Raw genomic sequence first — 20,205 nt, 5'->3', positions numbered from 1 at the left:
TAGCCTAGTTGCAACCCTTGGTGCAGTATCTTTGATCTAGCTTGCTTTTTTTAGTTCTTTGCGCCTTGAAACGGATTCAGCGCTCGTCAGAAGGCCGAGCAGAGCTACAGCAATTTTCCTCGCCAAGAACGGCGGAACAGCGTTGCCCACCTGTACGTATTGCTCTGTTCGATTTCCCTTGAAAAGGTAGTTGTCTGGAAACGTCTGCAGTCGAGCGGCCTCCCTGACGGTCAGGCTTCTGCACTGGATCGGGTCAGGATGGATAAATAGTGGCCATCCTTCGAAATGTGGCTTGTGATCGTTGTGGACGGCTGCCTCCAAAGTTGGACCCGGAACCGATCCGCGAATTTTCCTGTCTCCCAGTTGCGATGGTCTGGCGCCAACTCGCGCGGAAAGTCCTTCGCCTTTGGGGATACGCCCGCAACCCTTCCGTAGAGTGACGCGAAGAAATAGCGTTCGAGATCAGCGAGCATGTGACCACGTGTTTCGCTGTTGGGAAAGCGCTTCAGTTTGGCGTCGACTAGCCAGCGTTTGAGGTCGGGCGGGCATCGGTTACCGACTCCCGAATACTCGCCTCCAGAGCGTCGTTTGATGCTGCTTGTCTTAGAAATGGCACTCGCAAAGCGCACAGCGCGCTTCCGGAAGGCATCGCTCTGCTTTGCAGCTAGGCCAGTCGGTATTTTGGCCATCCGACGCATTATCTGAGCCGCCTCAGCCTTCCAAAGGTCTTCGTGGTCCTTGCCCGAGCTCAATCCGCTTCGAAGCCTCGGCATCCCCATCAGAACGTCTTGCACGGTGACGGCGCGATCTGATTTCGGGATAAGTGCGGAGTGAACCAGCCCATCAAGATCCCGAGCAATGTCAGCGCGTACACCCATTATAATCACGCGGTGACGTGATTGCGGTACGCCATGATCCTCGGCCTTTACGACGAAATCGTAGGCCGGGGGTCTGTCCCATTCGAGAGTTCCGGGACCGAACGCGGTGTAAGCGGAATAAGCCTGTATGAACCGCCTCCCACACTGCTCAAATCATCTAGTACCTGGTCGAATACACGCTCGCCGTTTACAGATGATGAGAGCAAGCCTTTGACGTTCTCCATCACAAATGCCACCGGCATCAACCGTTGAAGGATGCGGATGTATTCCCTGTACAAGAAGTGGCGATGATCCTTGCTCGCCTCGTAGCCTTGCGTGCCCTTGTTTCTTGCCCTGCCGACGAGGGAATATGCCTGACAAGGCGGCCCTCCGATCAAGATAACGTTGCGTCCAAATTTGTTGCTGATCTGCCTGAGACGGATATCGATCTCGGCAATGCCCTTGGAAGAACCTAGTTCGAGCTTCACAGTTTCGAGGCAGGCGCGCTTCCACTCCACCGGAAAAGCAGAACTCCAGTCCGGCTCTGGAATCTCGCCATTGAGGAAGCGGTAGTAATCGGCTGGAGGACAGCCATCGAATTGACGCACGAAGCTCCGCAGCCGAAGCGTCTCGAAGGCAGAATCCTCTTTTTCAACGGAAAGCACCACCCGAAAGGGATGGGTGCCATCCTTCCGAACGCTGGAAAAACCTTCGGCCAGCCCCCCCGGACCCGCGAAGAGGTCAACGATGGCAAATTCGGTCTGCATTCACCATTCTCAAATGGGTCCCGCGAATCATAATCAACTAAAGCGAAGACCGATGCTAGGGAAAGTTTATGATAGATCTCGTCGACAAGATAACACGCTCGAGGATGATGGCTGGTATCCGAGGCAAGAACACAAAGCCCGAGCTGGCCTTGCGCTATGCCCTGCATCGTCAGGGTCTTCGATACAGATTACACGTGGCGACGCTTCCTGGTCGCCCCGATATCGTCATGCCAAAGTACCGCGCGATCGTCCAGGTGCAGGGGTGCTTTTGGCACCGGCATGAGGGCTGTTCATTTGCTACGATTCCGGCCTCGAACACCAAGTTTTGGAATTCGAAGTTTGTAGAGACCGTAAGGCGCGATCAGCGGAACGTTGAACGCTTGCGCGACCTTGGTTGGCGAGTGGCCGTGGTTTGGGAATGCGCGATTAACAAGGAGGGTGGAGACGTGGTCGCCACAAGGGTCGCAAGATGGCTATCGTCCAGCCGCCCCAGCACCGAAATTCCGGTCGCAAGTAGTGTCGTAGCGTTGAGCAAAGCTAAATCCAGAAACTAGCATGGTGGCTTGCACCTCAGGGGTATCGATGGCCGGATGTTCTCAATGAAATGGTGCGTATGGCTCGCTTCTAATTATGACTCGCTTCTAATCATGAAAGCTATAGGGGGAGCTAAAGCCTCCATGGCGCGCACGATTGGTCGCGAATGAACTCGCCAGTCGCTTCTAGTCCACGAATTTGCTCAGGCATTTCGCCTAGATATCAGGAAGAATTGTCGACTAGTTCGGTTAACTGCGTGGCGCTGGAGGTTGAGTGTCGATTTGCGAGCTTCATCGCGGCCACGGCGAGCCTTCATTGCCTCGCAATTGAGATCATAATTCTAGGGGTCGCAAAGATTGCTATCGCGGGCACGTCGAAGCAATTCGCGTTTATGTGCTCCCGATGAATGGTATGCTGTCACGATTTGGCCGCTCTTCACAACGAGCCGCTTGCCGACCAAACGACGAAACTGTTGAAGCATTCGCTTCAGAGTGTGCTCAGCTTCCCTGTAGTCTTTCTCGCGAACAAGATAACCGTCAGTAACTTCCGTTCCGATTAGAGTGATCAGTTCTGCATCTTTAAGCAGGATGCCTCGCTGCGACATACGGACCGCCGCGTGTTTTGTGATTGTGAGTGCGCTCATGGGGTCATCTCTTTGGATATATCGTTAGCTTCGGTCTGTCGTTTGATGAACGCATCAGCTTGCGTCCGCGCCCATGCAGCGCACTTTTCGGTATCGACGACCCCGAACGTTCCCCGCACATCGCTCGGCATTTCATTTAGGTCAATCACGCCCGCAAGAATTAGTTCGGCCAAGGTCTCGTCGCCGCTGACCATCTCACGTGCCTCTTCACGGCATACCTGAAAGACTGGATAATCGATCGGCGAGAAGCCCTCGAACTTGGCCATGTCGCCGATTTCTCTAACCAGCTTCGCGAGGAATATCGCGAACGGGTTGTCGGTATCGTCATCTGAATGCAAGTGATCGGTACCGAAATCGTCATCACTGAAACACATCCCAAAAACGTCATGATTCCCAATCGAATTTGATTCCGCTGAAATCTTTTCCTCGGAATGAATGAAATTGGGAGGCGGCATGTGCAGCATCTCTCCCTCGAGCCTGCGTGCTGTCTCACAGGCTTCTTCAAGCTTGTTAAGCCGTTCGCGCCGTTCGCGCAGGCTCGTCTCGGCTGCCCAGCAGAACAGGAGAGGTGCAAGTTCCATCACCTGCCAGGGTTTGATGAAGTATCGATCCGAAATGAGATGCAAAAAGTTATTCGCCGCAGTGCTGACCCCGAAAGCAGATGGAGATCTCCGCTTCATCGGTTCGGTTTCGTTGGCCTCACGAGCTAGTGTTTCCAGCATCAACTCGGCTGGTTCCACGCCCAGTGCGCGGGCAAGTTGCTTGGTTGTGTTTCCGCGCGTGGTCTCCTGATCGCCTCGCTCAATTCGGGATATCGTCTGCTTGTTGACCTTGGCCATTTCGGCCAGCCGATCCTGAGACCAGCCTTTGCGTCGTCGCAGCGTTTGAAGAATGACTGGATTTACCTTTGCCATAAGCCCAACTCCTCGTCGGGCCTATCATTCTACAAGATGCCTACGAGATAAATAGACATTTTCTGCGAATTCCAGCGAACTAGCAAAGATTGTCGCCAGATTATGTAGGCGTTTGTGGAAGCAAATGCCTACCTCGCGTGCCCGATCGCACTCTCGAAGCTGGTGGGATGCATCCATCATATCCGCGGCTACCAAGCAGCTCGGCGAGCACTGTTCGAGCTCAGACTAGGAGGCCAGATCTGGCATACAGAATGCATTTTGACGATTGCTACGTTCCGCATGCGTTGAGCAGAATCGTCATGTTGTGCCGATCGGACGCTCTAGTTTAGATAAGCCGATGTCCCACTTCCCGACGTCTACCTTTTGATCAGGAACAGCGTCTGTCGGATTTTGAAATAACGATTGTTCAGCCGCTGCCAGCTCCGCCGTATCGTCGCCGCGTGGGAACAGATGCCCATATATGTCAAGGGTCATTGCGATCGTTGAGTGACCAAGCCGCTCCTGCACTACCTTCGGTGGCAGTTCGTGGCCGCCATCGATCTTGCGGTTGATGCACCATGAGGCGAAAAAATGCCGTAATGCGTGCAGGCCTGAGTATCTCGGTTTAAAAATCGGTTTGCCATTATCATCGCGCTTCGGCCTGTTGTACTCATCGAAGGCGGCCATGACGAGCCCTGCCGCTATCACGGCCGGGATCAGTCCGCGCTTGACGATGTTCCCCGCCATCTCGACGTTGCCGGCGCCATTCGGAAACACGAGCCACAACTTGCCTGGATCTTTTTTGTGCTCCTTCTTTTTCGGGCAAGTCAGTTTCCATTCACGCAATACCTGGGCCGTGTCCGGGGGTAGGGGGATCGTGCGGTACCCTGAGGCCGATTTTGGTGAGCCGATGACGCCACGCCGATCGGCTCGTTGCCTCACATGGAGTTCGGGTTTCTTCGTGTCGAGATCGACGTCCTCCCATCGCAAGCCGCGCAATTCGGAAGCGCGCAGTCCGGTGACGACGGCAGTCATTAGCAACGGACGATATCGACCTTGTGTCTTGGCAAGCAGTACCCGAATCTCGTCACGGGTTGGAATATCGACGCCGATCTTTAGCTTTGGCTTGTGACGCTGCTGGCTCACGCTACCCTTCCGTCGGGATCGCTTTAATTCGCGGACGGGATTGTGCGCCGCTTGGCCACGTTGCTGAGCGACCGAAATCAATGATCCCAACGATCCCATGACTCCGCGGACCATTGCGGGGGACCTCCCTTCATCTCGAAGCTTGGTCCTGAAGGAACTGACGAACGGTACATTGAGATGCGACAGCTTCTCTGACCCGATGAACGGCACGATGTGCAGCCGAAGGTGCTGATCGTATTGTTCAAGGGTCGTCGGTTCGAGGTTTTCGGCGCGGCATTCCGCAAGCCAGGCGTCCCCTGCCTCCTTCACTGTGATGGAGCCGCGATCGGCAACGTGGATGCCCTTGCCGATTTCGATGCGGGTTGTGGCCTCGAACTTTTCCGCATCCTGTTTACGGTCGAACGTGCGAAGCCGTCGTTTGCGGTTCTGATCGAAGTAATCGAGCACCCACGCCGTGCGAATATCGCCGCTGGCGATCTTCCAAGTCCGTTTCCTGATTGACATGGTCGGTTCCGGAACACTTGTGACCATGTTGTATTACATCGAACCTGGAACTTATGCAACAAAACTGCAACAATTTGGAAAATAACACAAGTAGATCAACTAAGAAATACAGACTACGAATCTGAGGGTCGGACGTTCGAATTGTTCCGGGCGCGCCATTTCCCGATTGCAGCAAATTCCGGCCGGCGTCGCTCAGGATGGACGGCGCTGAAGTGCAGCGCGGTCGCGCCCGCTCCATCCGGCGACAAACACCGCAGAATGACGGATGATCGCCTCCGGCGGTCAGGAGGATCAGTGATGTCGGACAGGTTCGTTGTCGCCTGCATGGTCTGCTGTGCCCTGATCCTGGGTGCTCCGGGGGCGACTGTGCACGCGCAGACGCCGTCGAACTGCAAGGAGCCGCAGACCGGCACCAGCCGCGTCCCGATGCTGTCGCCGCCGCTGGCCAATGTGGTGACGGGCACGGGTCGGCTGCAATTCTACTCCGCACCGAATCTGCACTGTCCGATCCGCGGCGTGTTCGTCATTCCGAATGACGCACTGATCGCGTATGCGCAAACCAGGGATGGCTGGTCGTCGGTGATGTATCTCAATCCGGGGACGGGCAACGACGTCTCGGGTTGGGTGAGATCGGCGAGACTGAAGGTGACCGGAACCGTCGGACCGAAGTAGCGTTCGACCAGGATCGCGGCAGGCGGCTTCCCGCGCCGCACCTGACGCTTCAACCAAAATCGCATCGCGTTTCAGGGCATCAATGAATTGCCGCGTACATGATCTTCTCCTCGGTGGCTTCGAGCGCGGAGAATTCCTCGACCACCTTGCCCTGGCGCGAGACCAGGATGCGGTCGGACAGCGCCATGATCTCGGGCAGATAGGACGAGATCACCACCACCGCCTTGCCCTCGTCGGCGAGCTGGTTGATCAGCTCGTGGATCTCGACGATGGCGCCGACGTCGACGCCGCGGGTCGGTTCGTCGAAGATGATCAGCTCGGGCTCCTGCACCAGCGATTTGGCGATCACCACCTTCTGCTGGTTGCCGCCTGACAGCTCGACCACCTTGGCCTCGTCGCCGATGGCGCGAACCTTCAAACGCTGGGTCCAGGTCTTGCCGACCGAATTGGTCTCGCGCCGCGACAGCATCATGCGGCCCCCGGGAAACTTCGAAAGCAGGCCGAGATAGATGTTGCGGGCGATCGAGGCGGTCTCGAAGAAGCCCTCGACCTTGCGATCCTCGGTCACATAGGCGATGCCGGCCTTGACCGCCGGCGCCGGAACCCGGTAGCGCACCGGCTTGTCATGCAGCAGGATCTCGCCGCCGTGGAAGAAGTCGCGCTTCAACACGCCGGAGACGATCTTGAAGGTCTCGGTGCGGCCCGCGCCGACCAGGCCGAACACGCCGGTGATCTGCCCGGCGAACACCGACAGCGAATTGTTCTTCACCATCGGCGCCATCTTGAGGTTCTGCACCGTGAGCACGCGCGCGCCGGCCGGCCGGACGCTGGTCTTCCGCGCGCCATACAGCGTGTTGGAGAGGTCGCGCCCGACCATCGCCTGCACGATCGCCGCCCGGTCGAATTTCGCCGCGTCGTCGGTGATCACATGCTTGCCGTCGCGCAGCACGGTGATGCGATCGGCGAGCAACAGCGCCTCTTCCAGCGCGTGCGAGATGAAGATGATCGAGACGCCGCGCTTCTTGAGGTCACGGACCAGGTCGAAGAAATACTTCTTCTCTTCCGGCGTCAGCGACGCGGTCGGTTCGTCGAAGATGATGACCTTGGCCTTATGCAGAACCGCACGCGCGATCTCCACCATTTGCTTCTTGGCGGCGCCGAGCCCGCTCACGGTGGCGGTCGGCGTCACGTCGAAATTCAGCGATTGCAGGAATTGCTGGGCGGCGATGTAGATGCCGCGCAGCCGGTTGTAGAATTTCTCCTGCCCGAGGAACAGGTTTTGCGCGACGGTCATGGTCGGCACCAGGCTGTTCTCCTGGAACACCATGGCGATGCCGAGATTGCGCGCCTCCAGAGGCGTCCGCGGCGCGACCTCCGCGCCATCGACACTCATGCCGCCCGAGGTCAATGTCACGACGCCGGCCATCACCTTGGTCAGCGTCGACTTGCCGGCGCCGTTCTCGCCGACCAGCGCGTGAATCTCGCCGCGGCGCAGATCGAAATCGACGCCCTCGATGGCGGGCACGCCGGCGTAGAGCTTGGTGGCCTTGCGCAGGGACAACACGGTGTCGCTCATGAGCCTGTCTCCTCGGCGAGCCCGGCGAGGGGCAGTTTCAGCACGCGGCCCGGTCCCTTGGCGATCAGCACAAGATCGCCGCCCAGCTCGAGCGCGGCGACGACGCCGTGATCGACGCCGTCGACCCGGCTGTGCAGCGAATACAGCGGCTTGCCGTCCTCGCTCAGCCGGATGACGAGGCCATAGGAGCGCGGCGGCGCCCACGGCTTGATGACGCCCATCGTCTTGATGTGGGCGCCCTGCATCGGTTCCTTGAACGAGAACCCCGAGCGCAGCCGCGGCGTCACCCAATAGGCCGGGTCGATCTCGGCCATCATGCGGCGCCGGTAGGCCGGCTCGCGCAGCACGAACTCGATCAGCTGGGTGCGTGCGGTGAATGCGGTGAGCCAATAGCCGCCGCCCGCGGCCTTCGACAGCCGCGACGGATAGACGGGCAAATGGCCGAGCACGACCTGCAGCGGCCGTCCGTTCGAGACGAGGACGAGGCGATGCCGCCAGCTCTCGCTGACCAGCACGCCGTCGCCGCGTGCGCAGGCGCCGAAGGCGTAGCCGAGCTTCGAGGCCAGCGGCTGCGCCGATTTGGTCTTGGGGTCGAGCCGGAACACGCGGCCGCTCCGGTTGAGCTCCATCAGGTCGCGCGCCCAATCATCGATGCCGCAGGTCGCCGAGCCGTCGGTTGCGATCAGGGTGCCGTCGCCGGCCTGCGTCAGCGCGTTGATCGCGTTGAAGGCGGCGTCGTTGAACGTCACGCTCGGCTCGCCCGACGAGGGATCGGCGTAGAGCCGCACCTCGCGGCCGCCGAGCGCGACCGCGATGCCGCCGCCGGTGAGCGCGCAGAGCGCCGAAATCGGCTGCTCGAAGCTGCGCAGCTCGGCCGCGCCGCCGCCGTCGAGGCGCAGCAGGCGCCGGCCGTCGGCGACATAGAGGCTGCGGCCGTCGGTTGCGAGATCCTCTAGCGCCTCGCATTCCAGCAAGGTCGTCGCCGTCTCCAGCTTTTGATTCGGCTTGAGCGCGCCGTCGAACGACGGCACGGTGATGGTGGCCTCGCCACGGCCGAGAAAGCGGTTGGCGAATTCCCTGACGGCCGCGATCACGACAGCTTCCCCCAGCGCTTGTCATACTGCACGAAGTTCGGGTCCGCGTTCTCCAGCTTGTAGCGGCCGATCCGGTTGTTCATGATGCCGCCGAGATAGAGATAGCCGCGATGCTCGCGCATCGAGGTGATCATCGGGTGGTTCTCGCCGCGCAGGTCCCAGAACGATTCGAGGATCTTGCCCTGCTCGTTGAACTTGACGACGCAGCCGGTGTTGATGTTCGGGAACAGCCATTCGTCGACCGGCACCCGCTTGGCCATACGGCGGCGGAAGCCCGGCATCTTCCAGGCGAGGTCGAGCGAGGGGCTGCGCATGCCGACCAGCGCCAGCCAGTAATTGCCGTCGGAGGCGAGATTGATGTTGTCGGGATAGCCCGGCAGATTGTCCATCACCACCTCGACCTGACCCTTCTTCGGCCCCGCGAACCACAGCCGCTTGATCGAGCAGCCGAAGGTCTCGGCGAACAGGATCGACTGGCCGTCGCTGGCGACGCAGATGCCGTTGGGGAATTTGAGGCCGCGCAGTGCCGTATGCGTGGCGCCGGTCTTGGTGTCGTAGCAGATGATGCGGCCGTTGCCGCGCGCCTCGAGGCCGTCGATCGGCCATTCGTCCATCTCGTAGCGCACGGTGGCTTCCGAGAAGAAGATCAGGCCGTCATCGGTGATGTCGAGGTCGTCGGCCAGCCGCAGGCGGCTGTCGTCGTTCACCGAATGCATGCTGCGGTTGGTTTCGTCGGTCGCCTTTTCCACGGTGCCGTCGGGCGTGATGCGGTAAAGGCCCATGCCGCCGATACAGACATAGAGATTGTCCTGCCGGTCGAACGCCATGCCGAGCGGCTGACCGCCGATATGGGCGAACACCTCCATCCGCTGATAATCGGGCGCATGGAAGCGGATGATGTCGCCATGGCGCGAGCCGGCGTAGAGATTGTTGTTGCGATCGAGGATTACGTCCTCCGGCGCCTCGATGCGGCCGAGGCCGATCAATTCGACGTCGCGCAGCTTGTCGTTCTGCTCGAACGGGCCACCCTGGCCGATCTCGGTGGCCGGAGGCGGCGGCAGCGCATGATAGGTCGGCGCGACATAGACCTTGCTGATGATGCGGGTGCGGTTCTTCTGCCAGCGGATGTCGACCATCGCGGCGACCAGCAGGATGCCCGCCAGCGCCATGCGGTTGATGCCGCCACGCGCATTGAGCGTGGTCAGGCCGTTGGTGATCAAGAGCACGATCAGCACGCCGACCAGCGATTTTGCGACCGAGCCCTTGCCGCCGCCGAGCGTGATGCCGCCGAGCACGGTCGCGGTCAGCACGATCACCTCGAGGCCGACGCCGATATCGCCGCCGACGGTGCCGAGCCGGGCCGCGAAGAACAGCGCGGCGATGCTGGTCAGCACGCCGCTTGCGACATAGCAGAGCGCGATGGTGCGGCGGACCGGAATGCCGGAATTGTAGGCGGAACGGCGCGAGCCGCCGATCGCGGTGATGTGCCAGCCCGGGCGCAGCCGGGTCATGAAGATATGGCCGAAGATGGCGATCGCGATGTAGACGATTGCGACGCTCGGAATGCCGAACACGTCGCCACCGCCGATGAAATTCCAGGACGGGATGTCGGGGAAGGCCGCGGCGATCGAATTGGAGTAGCGTTGGATCAACAGATCGAACGCCGAGCGGTAGATGATCAGGGTGATCAGTGTGGTGATGAAGGCGCGTAGCCTTAAGTATCCGATCAGGACGCCGTTGACGGCGCCGAGCAGTGCACCGCAGGCGAGGGTGGCGACCACCACCGCGGGAACCGGCCAGTTCAGCACGTCGAGCAGATAGAGCGCGCAGAAATCCGTCAGCGCGAAGATCGAGCCGACCGACAGATCGATGCCGCCGACGATGACGACCAGCGCCATGCCGAGGCCGATGAAGCCGATCTCGCCGGCCTGCCGCGCGGTGTCGGCAAGGCTCGACGGCGACAGGAAGTGATCGATGGAACGGCTGAGCGCGAAGCCGACGATCAAAAGCAGGATCACCGGTATTGCGGTCTCGGTCCAACGCTTGGACAGGATCTCGCCGAGGAGATGATCCGGCCAGTAGCGGTAACGCAGGCTCGTCAGGGTGTCGCGCATCGGCATTCCAGCAAGGCGTTCGATTTGGGAAAATCGACGTCCCGGGTGAGATCGCCCGGGACGTCGAGCGCGAATGGTTCGACTATTTTTTCAGGTCACTGAGATTCCAGCACGCGGTCTGGCTGTCCGCGTTCTCCTTGGTGATCGGAATCAGCGTCGTGTATTCCGACCCCTTGATCGAGCCGGCCTTGGCGCCCGACGACAGCAGCCATTTGATCGTGCCGGCCATCTGCGCGGCCTGGGTGGGCACGTCGTAGCTCATGTTGAGATCGAACGCGCCGGACTTCACCAGCTCGCAGGCGCCCTTGCGCTCGCCGCCGCCAGAGGTCGCGACGAACACCTTGCCGGTCAGGCCGGCTTCCTTCACCGCAGCGGCGGTGCCGATGTCCATGCCGTCCCAGAAGCCGACGATGCCGCAAAGATCAGGATTCTGCTTCAGCACCGTCTGGGTGATCGCCTTGGCCTTCGCGGCATCCCAGTCGGCCGCCTGGCTCGAGACCACCTTGATCTCCGGATGCTTGGCGAGCACGTTCTCGACGCCCTTGAGCGTGTAGGCGCTGGCGGCCGCCGAGAGCGCGCCCTGCACGATGGCGATCTTGTTCGACTTGCCCTGGCAGGCCTTCACCACGGCTTCGGTGTCGCGCTCGCCGATCTCGATCCAGTTGGCGCCGACAAAGGCCGACGAGCGATAGGCCGATCCCATGTCGATCTGGATGACGTAGATGCCTTCGTTCTCGGCGCGCTGCAGCAACTTGGCGTAGGTCTGCACGTCCGGATTGTGGATCACCATCACGGCGGGCTTCTCCGAGATCAGCGAGGTCACTGCCTGCGCGCCGGCATTGGTGTTCCAGTTGGGATCGCGGATCTCGAACTTCACGCCGAAGGGCTCGAGCTCCTTCTTCATGCCGGCGTACCAGCCTTCGGTGAGGTCGAAGTTCATGGCGACCGGAACGTAGGCCACCGTCTTGCCGGCGAGGGCTTCCCTGAACGGCTTCTGGAACGGCTCGTCCAGGCCCTGCTGGGCCAGAGCCGGGGCGGCGATGGCGGCAAGCCCAAGCGCCGCGGCGATCACCTTTGCAGTGCTGACAGCGTATTTCATTGCTTCCTCCTTGGTCGTGATTGAATGTTCTTGTGGCTTGGTTCAGATGTCGCCCTGCTGTGCCGTTTCTTCGTTGCGCGGATTCAGGAATGAATCCGTGATGACGGCGAGCAGCAGGACGACACCCTTGACGAGATTTTGTCCGGCGTAGGAAATGTCCATGATGGTCATGCCGTTCAGCATGGTGCCGATCAGCAGCGTGCCGATGATGACGTTGAGCACGCCGCCGCGGCCGCCCGACAGGCCGATGCCGCCGAGCACGACGACGAGGATGACGTCGTAGATCAGGGTCGAATTGAAGATGCGGGTCGGCATCGAGTTGACCGATGCCGCCATCACGAGGCCCGCGAAGCAGCCGATCAGCGCCGCGACGACGTATTGCAGCACGATGATCGGGCGCGAGGGGATGCCGGTGACGCGGGCGGCGTAGGGATTATCGCCGATCGCGTAGATATAGGCGCCCCAGCGCGTCTGGCGCAGCAGGAACGCGACCACGACGCAGGCGATCGCGAACATCACGATCGAGGTCGGAATGCCGAGGATGGTGCCTTGTCCGAGCCGCTCGAAGCCCTTCATGCCGTCGCTCCACTGCACGACGTCGAGCTGAAACAGCGCGGCCTGCCCAAGGCCGGCGAGCAGCAGGCCGGTCGCCAGCGTCGCAAACAGCGAAGGGACCTCGGCATAGGCGATCAGCCAGCCATTGACCAGGCCGAACGCGATCGTGAGCAGCACGGCCGTCACCAGCGCGGTCGGCAGCGAGTGGCCGTTCTGCACCATCTGCAGCACAAGCCCCGGCGGCACCGCGAGCGCTGCGATCAGGGAGATGTCGATGCCGCGCCCGATCACGACGATCGCCATCGCAAGCCCGAGGATGCCGAGCACCGCGACGTTCTGCAGCAGCGTCAGCATGTTCTCCGGCGTCAGGAAGCCGCGCAGGAAGATCGAGAACGCCAGGAACAGCACGGCAAAGACGGCGAAGACGATCTCCTGTTGATTGAACCGCAAGCGCTTCATTGCCTCGTCCTTCCTTGCGTCTATAGGTGCGCCGTCTGCCGGGATCTCGTGCGGGAGCCGGTCGCGACGCGGCCGGGCCGCGTCCTGGCTGCGACCGCGGCGTCGGCAAACGTGTTGACGGTGTTGATGTAGGTCTCGATCGAGGTGCCGCGTCTGCGGTATTTCCATCGCTTGACGTACCAGTCCTGCAGCAGCGGCTTGATCAGCGAGGCCGTCAGCGTGACCTGGTCGATCGCGAAGACGCCGTCGGCGACGCCCTGCTTGAGGACGCCGGCGATGATCTTCTCGGTCATCACCTCCATCTCGATGGCGCGCTGGCGCTCCGCCGGCGGAAACGACTTCGCTTCCATGAAGCAGAACACGAACCAGGGCTGCATCGCCTCGCTCATCCGGACATGGGTCGCGATGATCCAGTGCAGATGCTTGCGCGCATCCTGCTTCACGTCCGCGGGCGGCGAGTTGAGGACCTCCGCCACCGTCTCGGCGACCTCGCCGAGGATCATCGACAGTAGCGTCGGCTTGCTGTCGAAATACGTATAAAGGCCGCCCATGCTGAGGCCCGAGGCCTCCGCGAGCTGGCGCAGCGTGGTGGCGTGAAAGCCGTGCTTGTTGGAAAGCGTGAGCGTGGCGCCGATGATGCGCGTGAGATTCGGAACGGCGAGATGAGTTTTCTGGACCCGGATGGAATCCCGATGACGTTCGAGGATGCGTGCGCAAAGCACGTCCATCGCGAACGCATTCGCCGTCCCCGGTCGCTGACGCGCGAGACCCACGTTGCCTCCCTGGCTATGCTCCCGGACCATTTCATTTTGTTGCTGGTCCGGGCTGGGGCTTTACGCCCTTGCGTAATCCTAGCCCACGAAATGGCGCCCGGAAAAGGGGGATGATGAAATTTTCTGAGAGAGCGCTCGCTCGTTTTTTGGTCCGCAGCCGTGTTGCCCGGCCTGGGCGCGTCGTCGTTCCGGCCATCGTCGGGAACTTTTCGCGCTGAAAGCACAGCACAAATTCCAGGTAGTCTGGTCGACCAGCACGCCGGTTAGACGGGCGTCACATTCCGATGATGGGCGTGTGGGAAGCTCAAGAGCGCAACGGCTTGCTGATTCGATGCGAAAATCTGACGTGACGTGCCCCCATTGCCAGGCCGGCTATCGCCGGATCGAACTGACGTCGAAAGGCGGCGCCGCGGGTGAGTTTCGCTGCCTGGTGTGCGACCACATCATCGAGCTGATGGATGGTTCGACCGACGTCGCCTTTCGGCTGACCGTGCAGCCGGGCAAGACGTCCTACGCCTACTAGCGTTTTCGGTTCGCGTGAAGGACACGTGCTCAAACACAGGGTAGCAGCGCCGGTCGGTGGCGCCATGCTCAACGCTGCTGCGGCAGGTTGACCTCGCTCCTTCGCGCCTCCTGGCTGCGGCGCTCGGCTTCGCCGCCCGATCGGGACAGCATGCCGATCGCCACGATCGCTGCGGCAAAGCCGGCGGCGGCGCCGACGCCGAGTGCCCAGCGCGGGCCGAGGTGATCGGCGACCCAGCCGACGATCGGTGCGCCGATCGGCGTGCCGCCGAGCGCAACGCCGAGCCGCAGCGCCATCACCCGACCGCGCATCGCCGGCTCGGTCGAGAGCTGCATCAGCGCGTTCGAGGTGTTGGTGACGGTCAGCGCGGCGACGCCGATCACGACCAGCGCCGCGGCGAACAGCCAATAGCTCGGCGCCAATGCGGCGAGCGTGCAGCCCAGCCCGAAGATCGCGGCGCCCAGCATCAGCGAGCCGAAGCGCGGCTCCTCGCGGCTCGCTGCCAGCAGCGCGCCCGACATCGTTCCGAGCGCCATTATCGACGACAGCAGGCCGAAGCCGCGCGCGTCGGTGTGGAACACGCCAACCGCCATGGTGGAAATGAAGATCGGAAAGTTCAGTCCGAAGGTCCCGATCAGGAACAGCATGATCAGCGTCGCCCTGAGATCGGGCCGCGACCAGACATAGTGGAAGCCCTGCATCACGCTGCCCTTGGTGCGATGGGCGCGCGCGTTCGGGCGCAGCTCGGAGGTGCGCAGCAGGGTCAGCGAGGTCAGCACCGCCAGGAACGATGCGCCGTTGAACAGGAATGCCCAGCCGGTGCCGACGGAGGCGATAATCAGGCCGGCGACGGCGGGGCCGATCATGCGCGCGGCGTTGAACGAGGTCGAGTTCAGCGCGATCGCATTCGACAGATTGGTATCGCTGACCAGTTCGGCGACGAAGGTCTGTCGCACCGGGGCATCGAGCGCCGCAGCGCAGCCGAACAGGAACGCGAAGGTGTAGACGTGCCAGAGCTGCACCAGCCCGGTGACGGTGAGAATGCCGAGGATGAGTGCGAGCGCGCCCATCGTCGCCTGGGTCGCCATCAGCAGTTTGCGCTGGTTGAAGTGATCGGCGGCAAAGCCGGTCCACGGCATCAATAATAGTTGTGGCCCGAATTGCAGCGCCATCACGATGCCGACGGCGGACGCGCTGTGATTTGTCAGCTGGGTGAGAACCAGCCAGTCCTGCGCCGCGCGCTGCATCCAGGTGCCGATGTTGGATACCAGCGCGCCGGCCGCCCAGACCCGGTAGTTGAAGCTCGCGAGCGATCGAAATACGCGTCTCATGTTCTCTGAGGTTCATTCCCGCCGTGAAACCGCCCGAACCGCCGCGCCAGGAACAGGCCGATCAGAAGACCGCCGAGCCCGAGCGCTGCAACGTCGCTGGTGGTTCGCAAGCCAAAGTCGCCGACGCGGCAGACCAGAAGATATCCGACCGCGAGGTTGAAGAAGCCCCACACGATGTTGACGGTCGATGAGGACAGGCCTTCGCCGGGCGGTTTGGCGAACGGGCTCTGGAACGCTTCGCCCATCATGCCGGCGACGACGTGGGGGATCGCATTGGTGAGAAAGACGCCGCCGAAGAAATAGGCGACGAGATCAAGCCAGTTCATGCGCGTTGGTCCTTTCAACGAGATCGATGATCGCCTGCGTCGAGCCGGTTTCGCCGAGTCGCGGGAACACGTGCTCGATGCTGTAGGCATGTGCGTGCGGCCGCGCGTCGGTCATGGCGTCGATCGCGAGCGTGACGTTGAAGCCCGCTTCATAGGCCTGTCTCGCCGTCGATTCGACGCCGCCCGCGGTGGCGACGCCGGCGATCACGACTTGCGTGACGCCACGCGCTCTCAGCAGGCCTTCGAGGTCGGTGCTGGCAAATGCGCCTCGCGTTCGCTTGGTCACGACAATGTTGTTGGGCTGTCGGTCGAGCTCCGGAATGAGATCGGTCCATCCGTCGGGAAGCGGTCCGCCAAATGGATTTCCAATTGGATTTCCATGGCGCGGCGCCTGCTCGGTTCGTCCCGGCGAGCTGCCGTCGACATTGACCAGCGCGACCGGCAGCCCGCGCCGTCGGAACGCAGCGCCAAGCGCGGCGGCGCGAGCCACGATGTCGCCGATCGGATGGGCGAAGGGCCAGCCCATGAGGCCGCTTTGTAGATCGATGACGATCAATGCGGTGATCGGATCGAGCGTCGTCAGGGCCATGGTCGTTACCTTTCTCGCAAACTGTCGCGGCGCAGCCCGCCTCAATCCTCGACCAGCCGCTTCAGCAAGCCGACGGCGGCGGCGAGTTCATCCTGCTCCCGCGCCGACAGCCGCGCGGCGATGGTGCGCGACAGCCAGTCCTGCCGCGCGGCGCGGCCGGTGCGCAGCCGCTCGCGGCAGCTATCGGTGAGCGATATGATGGTCTGCCGGCCGTCGTCCGGATCCGGCGCGCCGCGGACCAGGCCCGCAGCCTCGAGCGCCGATATCGCCGAGCTCATCGACTGCGGACGCATGCCCTCCGATCGCGCCAGGCTGGACACGGTCGCGGGGCCGTCCTTTTCGAGGCGAAGCAGCACCGCGACCTGGGAAGGCGGGAGGTCCTCGCGCTGACCCTGCTCGCGAAGCCGCCGCTTCAGCCTTCCAATCAACAGGCGAAGATCTTCGGCCAGCGCGGATGTGCGCGCCGAGCCGGGGCGGGCTGGTACATTGCTCATGCCGGATCGGATAGCGTATATGAAGGTAAACTGTAAAGATTATCTTCGCAGTTTATCTGCATACGTGTCCTGCTGCAGCCAGCCGGCTGGTTTGACGCTATTCGCAGCCGGAATTCGGCGCGTCACGCGAGAGCGTCCGCGCGCATGGTACGCTGGCCAAGCCTCTGCGAAGAAATGAAATGGACGGTGAGGGCTTTGAGCGCCTCAGCGCAATGGCGCGCGCTTACTCGGGCGCAGCGTCGCTGCTTGCCGCGGCCTCGTACATCTCGCGCGCGCGCCTGGTCACGGCCGCATAGCGCGCCGTCGCGCTGAGGCTCATCAGGCCGGCGCGCACCAGTCCGAGAATGGCGCGTCGGGAGTGGAACGGCCCCGTCTTGCTCGCGGCATATCCGCGCGGATAGAGCTGCAGGCGGCCGGCGAGCGCTTCCTGCAACGCCTCCTTCTGGGTCGCGCTCAGGCGACGGCGCCGCGCGGGTTTGCTTGCTTCCGCCAGCATGCGCAGCTCGATGCCCGACGGTTTCCGTGGTGCGCCCTTCATTGTCAGCTCACATTCCGGCCGACTGGCGCGACCTTTCGCGAGGCCCGGCGCCCGGCCGGCATCGCCATGGACGCCGGCATGTGGCACATCATGGCTTGCGCTGTTGCTCATTCGTGAGACAGAACCGCATTTCGAGCAGCGGCGGCATCTGACGAAGGTCAGGACCGGTTGTGACGAAAGTCAGATCCGTTTGCGACCGCTGCCGGCTTACGCCAGAGTGGGCTGCTCGCTGAGCTGATGGGCAACGCATGATCGATCTGAGCGCGGATTTGCTTGCGGCCGCAGAAGCCGACGTCATCGGTCTCGCCGTCATCGGCGCCGATCGAAGTATGCAGCGGAAGATCGGCCGGCTGGTCGAGTGGCTTCCGGCAACCGGCGTCGATTGCTGCGAGTGTGTGTTGCTGGTCGGCATGGAAGCCGAGTTGGCGGCGCTTGCCGGAGGCCAGCGGGACATGATCGCGCTGGCAGGTGTGCGTGGCGCGTCGCCTGACATCACGCAACCGATGACGGCGGTCGTGCTGTGGAACGGCGCGGGATCGCATTACTTCGTCATCGCCATGCCGGATTTTGCCGGCCGTCAGGTCGAAACGCTGCTCGGCAGCGAGCGCCGCGCCCGGCGCCTGATGGAGCAGCAGCTCGAGGCGGCGAGCGCGGAGGTGCGCTTTGCCTCGCTGGCGCGGACGCGGCTGCGGCTGGCGCGCGATCTGCACGATACGCTGGTGCACTCGATCGTGGCGCTGCTGACCCAGATCCGGCTGATCCGGCATTATTCGTCGGCCGATCCCGCCCGTGTGGCGGACAGCCTCGCAACCGCTGAAGATGCGGCCGCGAGCGGCCTGAACCGCGCCCGCGAAGCCATCGACCGCCTGCGCACGCCCGACGATCTGAAGCTTGATCCCGATGTCGAGGGGCTGCTCAGCGACTTCGCCGCGCGCAGCGGTGTCAGGGTGTCGATCCAGATCGACGAAGCGGCGCGCTCCGGCCTGCGCGATTGCGGCCTGACGGTTCAGCGCATCCTCAGCGAGGCACTGCGCAATGTTCAGACGCATGCGCGGGCGCGCCGCGTCTTCTTTCACGCCTTCGACGAACCGGCCGCGGTCGGCCGCAAGCTGATTGTCGAGATCCGCGATGACGGCCGCGGCTTCGATCTCGCGGTCCCGACGCCAGGACATTTCGGATTGATTGGCATGGCCGAATTTGCTGAACTTGTCGGCGGCAGCTGCGCGGTGGAGAGCGCGCCCGGGCAGGGAACGCTGGTCCGGATCTCGCTCCCCGTGGCGGTGCCGCCGGCGGCGTCTGCCGGTGTGCTGGCCGATTGAATTCGTTGCCGCGCATGCAACGCGTTTTCGAGAGGATGACGGAAAGCCCGTGAGCAGAATTGAGAAGATACGGGTGCTGATCGCCGAGGATCAGACGCTGATCAGGGAAGGTATCGCCACGCTGCTCGCCCAGCAGAACGACGATTTCGAGATCCTTCCCGGCGCGGCCGACGGCGAGCAGGCCATCGAATTCGCGCGGCGCTATCGGCCGGATGTCATCCTGATGGACCTGCAGATGCCGCGGGTCGACGGCATCGCCGCGACCCAGCGGATTCTCCGCGAATTGCCGCAGACCCATATCGTGGTGCTGACGACGTTCGAGACCAACGACCTGATCTTCGAGGCGGTGAGCGCAGGCGCCAAGGCGTATCTCTTGAAGGACGCCAGGATGGAGGAGATCGCCTCGACGATCCGCGCGGTCATCAACGGTCAGTCCGGGCTTTCGCCCGGCGTCGCCGCGCGCATCCTCGACGAGTTCAAGCGGCTGCGCGGCCCGCGCGTCTCGGCGAAGCTGCCGGTTCGCGACGGGCTGACGGCGCGGGAGAATGAAATTCTTACGCTGATCGTCGAGGGCAAGAGCAACACCGAGATCGGCGAGCAGCTGCATTTGGCCGAAGGAACCGTGAAGAACTATGTCAGCACGATTCTGGAGAAATGCCAGGTCAAGAACCGTACAGAACTCGCAATAAAGGCAATAACTTACTAGAAATAATTGGCCGCGATCGCACAACCACGCGGTTGATCCGGCTGAGATTGCTCGCCTTTCTCTGGGCCGCGCCCGCAAAATTGGCTATAGGTTTGTTTCGGATTTGCTTTTTGACACCGCAGGTCCGGATTGTGCGGCTATGAGTAAGCGGGAAATGACCATGAAGGGTATCGAGCGCCAGACCAAAGGTACGGACGGACCGGCGGACGCTGCGGCGGCCGGCAACGGCGTGGATCCGGCGGCGCATGGCATGGCGGCGATCGATCAGGTTCGCGACCTGCTGTTCGGCGGCGCGCAACGTTCGCTCGAGACCAACCTCTCGGGTCTGCGCGAGGAGATGCAGGCATCGCTCAAGCAGATGCAGGCGGACTTCACTAACGAGCTCACCGCGCTTTCTGCGCGGCTCTCCGACCTCGAGCGGGATACCGAGCAGAAGCGGCTCGAACTCGCTGAAGGATGTCGGCGCGGCGATCACCCAGCTCGGCTCGGTCATCAGCGGATTGGGATCCGGCCGCACGGGCAAATAGCATGGCAGCTGCTGCCGGCCAGAACCGCGAGATCGAGCAGCTCAAGACATTGCTGTTTCAGCCCGAGGCGACGCGCCTGACGTCGCTGGAGGCCGACCTCGAACTCGCTGCAGCGCTATGTCGGCAACGCCGACCGCCTGGAGACGGCAACCGCGGGCATCCTGGT

The 20,205-nt window shown here is 62.2% G+C and carries 23 protein-coding genes; 6 read left to right on the top strand and 17 right to left on the bottom strand.

Going from position 1 to position 20,205, the window contains the following annotated elements; genetic code table 11:
* Nucleotides 1–36: 36 nt before the first annotated feature.
* Genes ACSKB9_RS21590 through ACSKB9_RS21580 form a run of 3 tightly spaced genes read right to left on the bottom strand, consistent with a single transcriptional unit; the run spans nt 37 to nt 1,624 of the window.
* On the bottom strand, nt 37–321 hold the full coding sequence (locus ACSKB9_RS21590; protein WP_438075574.1) for a DNA cytosine methyltransferase: 285 nt from the start codon (nt 319–321) through the stop codon (nt 37–39).
* A complete protein-coding gene (locus ACSKB9_RS21585) occupies nt 231–878 on the bottom strand; it encodes a hypothetical protein (protein WP_438075572.1) in 648 nt (215 codons plus the stop codon). Before ACSKB9_RS21585 ends, ACSKB9_RS21590 begins: the two co-directional genes overlap by 91 nt.
* A gap of 47 nt (nt 879–925) precedes the next feature.
* Nucleotides 926–1,624 (bottom strand): DNA cytosine methyltransferase, encoded by a 699-nt coding sequence (locus ACSKB9_RS21580; RefSeq protein WP_438075570.1) that lies wholly within the window; start codon nt 1,622–1,624, stop codon nt 926–928.
* 68 nt (nt 1,625–1,692) lie between these two features.
* Between ACSKB9_RS21580 and ACSKB9_RS21575 the strand changes: the two genes are divergently transcribed.
* Nucleotides 1,693–2,178 (top strand): very short patch repair endonuclease, encoded by a 486-nt coding sequence (locus tag ACSKB9_RS21575; RefSeq protein ID WP_438075568.1) that lies wholly within the window; start codon nt 1,693–1,695, stop codon nt 2,176–2,178.
* Nucleotides 2,179–2,498: 320 nt separating this feature from the next.
* On the opposite strand, the gene ACSKB9_RS21570 is transcribed toward ACSKB9_RS21575, so the two are convergent.
* The 3 genes from ACSKB9_RS21570 to ACSKB9_RS21560 all read right to left on the bottom strand — a co-directional run bounded on the left by ACSKB9_RS21570 (nt 2,499) and on the right by ACSKB9_RS21560 (nt 5,344).
* Entirely contained in the window at nt 2,499–2,801 is a 303-nt protein-coding gene (locus tag ACSKB9_RS21570; protein ID WP_438075566.1) for a hypothetical protein, read from the bottom strand.
* Nucleotides 2,798–3,715, bottom strand: a complete 918-nt coding sequence (locus ACSKB9_RS21565; RefSeq protein WP_438075564.1) for a helix-turn-helix domain-containing protein — start codon at nt 3,713–3,715, stop codon at nt 2,798–2,800. The genes ACSKB9_RS21570 and ACSKB9_RS21565 overlap by 4 nt, the downstream gene beginning before the upstream one ends.
* 297 nt (nt 3,716–4,012) lie before the next feature.
* Nucleotides 4,013–5,344 carry a tyrosine-type recombinase/integrase gene (locus ACSKB9_RS21560; RefSeq protein ID WP_438075562.1) on the bottom strand — a complete coding sequence of 444 codons (1,332 nt, stop codon included), beginning with the start codon at nt 5,342–5,344 and terminating at the stop codon, nt 4,013–4,015.
* Between the two features lie 297 nt (nt 5,345–5,641).
* Here ACSKB9_RS21560 and ACSKB9_RS21555 point away from each other — a divergent pair, with 297 nt between their 5' ends.
* Nucleotides 5,642–6,016: a hypothetical protein gene (locus ACSKB9_RS21555; protein WP_057018949.1), complete on the top strand. Its 375-nt coding sequence runs from the start codon at nt 5,642–5,644 to the stop codon at nt 6,014–6,016.
* A 79-nt stretch (nt 6,017–6,095) separates the two neighbouring features.
* Here the strand turns inward: ACSKB9_RS21555 and ACSKB9_RS21550 are convergent, their stop codons facing one another.
* From ACSKB9_RS21550 to ACSKB9_RS21525, 6 genes are all read right to left on the bottom strand, one after another.
* On the bottom strand, nt 6,096–7,592 hold the full coding sequence (locus ACSKB9_RS21550) for a sugar ABC transporter ATP-binding protein (protein ID WP_225161516.1): 1,497 nt from the start codon (nt 7,590–7,592) through the stop codon (nt 6,096–6,098).
* Nucleotides 7,589–8,686: a hypothetical protein gene (locus tag ACSKB9_RS21545; protein WP_438075560.1), complete on the bottom strand. Its 1,098-nt coding sequence runs from the start codon at nt 8,684–8,686 to the stop codon at nt 7,589–7,591. Before ACSKB9_RS21545 ends, ACSKB9_RS21550 begins: the two co-directional genes overlap by 4 nt.
* Entirely contained in the window at nt 8,683–10,806 is a 2,124-nt protein-coding gene (locus ACSKB9_RS21540; RefSeq protein WP_438075558.1) for an ABC transporter permease, read from the bottom strand. The genes ACSKB9_RS21545 and ACSKB9_RS21540 overlap by 4 nt, the downstream gene beginning before the upstream one ends.
* 76 nt (nt 10,807–10,882) lie before the next feature.
* A complete protein-coding gene (locus tag ACSKB9_RS21535) occupies nt 10,883–11,899 on the bottom strand; it encodes a sugar ABC transporter substrate-binding protein (protein ID WP_438075556.1) in 1,017 nt (338 codons plus the stop codon).
* Nucleotides 11,900–11,941: 42 nt separating this feature from the next.
* Nucleotides 11,942–12,913, bottom strand: coding sequence for an ABC transporter permease (locus ACSKB9_RS21530; RefSeq protein WP_253588656.1), 972 nt, complete (start codon nt 12,911–12,913; stop codon nt 11,942–11,944).
* Between the two features lie 20 nt (nt 12,914–12,933).
* Nucleotides 12,934–13,641 carry a TetR/AcrR family transcriptional regulator gene (locus tag ACSKB9_RS21525; RefSeq protein ID WP_438080329.1) on the bottom strand — a complete coding sequence of 236 codons (708 nt, stop codon included), beginning with the start codon at nt 13,639–13,641 and terminating at the stop codon, nt 12,934–12,936.
* A gap of 391 nt (nt 13,642–14,032) precedes the next feature.
* Between ACSKB9_RS21525 and ACSKB9_RS21520 the strand changes: the two genes are divergently transcribed.
* A complete protein-coding gene (locus ACSKB9_RS21520; protein WP_253606281.1) occupies nt 14,033–14,209 on the top strand; it encodes an MJ0042-type zinc finger domain-containing protein in 177 nt (58 codons plus the stop codon).
* A gap of 68 nt (nt 14,210–14,277) precedes the next feature.
* Here the strand turns inward: ACSKB9_RS21520 and ACSKB9_RS21515 are convergent, their stop codons facing one another.
* The 5 genes from ACSKB9_RS21515 to ACSKB9_RS21495 form a co-directional block, all read right to left on the bottom strand.
* Complete coding sequence (locus tag ACSKB9_RS21515; RefSeq protein WP_225647156.1) at nt 14,278–15,540, bottom strand: MFS transporter; 1,263 nt, start codon at nt 15,538–15,540, stop codon at nt 14,278–14,280.
* A complete protein-coding gene (locus ACSKB9_RS21510) occupies nt 15,537–15,866 on the bottom strand; it encodes a hypothetical protein (RefSeq protein WP_253588658.1) in 330 nt (109 codons plus the stop codon). Before ACSKB9_RS21510 ends, ACSKB9_RS21515 begins: the two co-directional genes overlap by 4 nt.
* The gene (locus tag ACSKB9_RS21505) at nt 15,853–16,455 is read right to left on the bottom strand and encodes an isochorismatase family protein (RefSeq protein ID WP_438075552.1); all 603 of its coding nucleotides are present in this window, start codon (nt 16,453–16,455) and stop codon (nt 15,853–15,855) included. Before ACSKB9_RS21505 ends, ACSKB9_RS21510 begins: the two co-directional genes overlap by 14 nt.
* A 41-nt stretch (nt 16,456–16,496) precedes the next feature.
* Complete coding sequence (locus tag ACSKB9_RS21500) at nt 16,497–16,949, bottom strand: MarR family winged helix-turn-helix transcriptional regulator (protein ID WP_438075550.1); 453 nt, start codon at nt 16,947–16,949, stop codon at nt 16,497–16,499.
* Between the two features lie 223 nt (nt 16,950–17,172).
* Nucleotides 17,173–17,487, bottom strand: a complete 315-nt coding sequence (locus ACSKB9_RS21495; RefSeq protein WP_253588659.1) for a hypothetical protein — start codon at nt 17,485–17,487, stop codon at nt 17,173–17,175.
* A 248-nt stretch (nt 17,488–17,735) separates the two neighbouring features.
* On the opposite strand from ACSKB9_RS21495, the gene ACSKB9_RS21490 reads away from it, so the two are divergent.
* The 3 genes from ACSKB9_RS21490 (at nt 17,736) to ACSKB9_RS21480 (ending at nt 20,119) form a co-directional block, all read left to right on the top strand.
* The gene (locus tag ACSKB9_RS21490) at nt 17,736–18,806 is read left to right on the top strand and encodes a histidine kinase (RefSeq protein WP_438075548.1); all 1,071 of its coding nucleotides are present in this window, start codon (nt 17,736–17,738) and stop codon (nt 18,804–18,806) included.
* 49 nt (nt 18,807–18,855) lie between these two features.
* Complete coding sequence (locus ACSKB9_RS21485; protein ID WP_028335911.1) at nt 18,856–19,512, top strand: response regulator transcription factor; 657 nt, start codon at nt 18,856–18,858, stop codon at nt 19,510–19,512.
* Between the two features lie 160 nt (nt 19,513–19,672).
* Nucleotides 19,673–20,119, top strand: coding sequence for a hypothetical protein (locus tag ACSKB9_RS21480; protein WP_438075546.1), 447 nt, complete (start codon nt 19,673–19,675; stop codon nt 20,117–20,119).
* The last annotated feature ends 86 nt before the right edge of the window (nt 20,120–20,205 follow it).

The organism is Bradyrhizobium sp. BR 1433, assembly GCF_051547665.1.
Classification (GTDB): domain Bacteria; phylum Pseudomonadota; class Alphaproteobacteria; order Rhizobiales; family Xanthobacteraceae; genus Bradyrhizobium; species Bradyrhizobium australafricanum.
The sequence above is the reverse complement of the archived record's forward strand: the minus strand, read 5'-3'. Positions and strand labels throughout refer to the sequence as shown.